General features: G+C 73.7%; 1 protein-coding gene. It reads left to right on the top strand.

The genetic code is table 11. From position 1 onward, the window contains the following. A partial coding sequence (locus tag NBZ85_RS31625; protein WP_261559928.1) for a hypothetical protein occupies positions 1-557 on the top strand: 557 nt, incomplete at its 5' end. Positions 558-632: the final 75 nt, after the last annotated feature.

Below are 632 nucleotides of genomic sequence, written 5' to 3'. Positions count from 1 at the left end.
GGGTGGGACAGGGCGACTGTACGGCCAGGGCCGCGGTGGATCCGCCGATTCGTTGGCGGCGACCGGCCTGCGCTCCGGGGCTGAAGTTCGCCAGCCAGCAGGCCGACGTGGTCATCCGGTACCGCTACGCCGGGCGGATCCGCGAGGTCCGGGTACCCGTCGCGCTGTGGGCCCCGTTCGTCCACGACGTCCGTGCCGGCGTGTTCGACCGACTGACCGCGCAGGACGGAGCCCTCGGCTGGACCTCCTGGGGAGCCGGCAGCGGCCAGGTCGCCAGAAGCCTGCCGGACGAGGTGATCGTCCGCTTCCTCCACCTCGGAACCATGCGGGAGAACCGGCTGCCGCAGACGATCTGGGACCAGATCCTGGTAGCCGTCCGCGCCCACGCCATCGACGATCTGGACGCCGGCGTGAACGAGGCGACCGCCGAACGACGCCCCACCGGCTTCCGTACCGTGCACGGCAGCGCCCTCCCCCTGGTCCGCCAGCGCGAGGGTGGAGCCGAGCGATTCCACAACACGCAACCACGCCCCCACCACAGCCACCCCGCCCGCTAGCCCGCTAGCCGGCTCGCCGCGGTCCGCGGAGGGCGGACCGCGGCGGGCCCGCACGACGGCCGCGCGGATCGGACC

Source organism: Frankia tisae (assembly GCF_025403405.1).
GTDB classification, from domain to species: Bacteria; Actinomycetota; Actinomycetes; order Frankiales; family Frankiaceae; genus Frankia; species Frankia tisai.
Note: the sequence above shows the minus strand (reverse complement) of the source record. Positions and strands in the feature narration are given on the sequence as shown.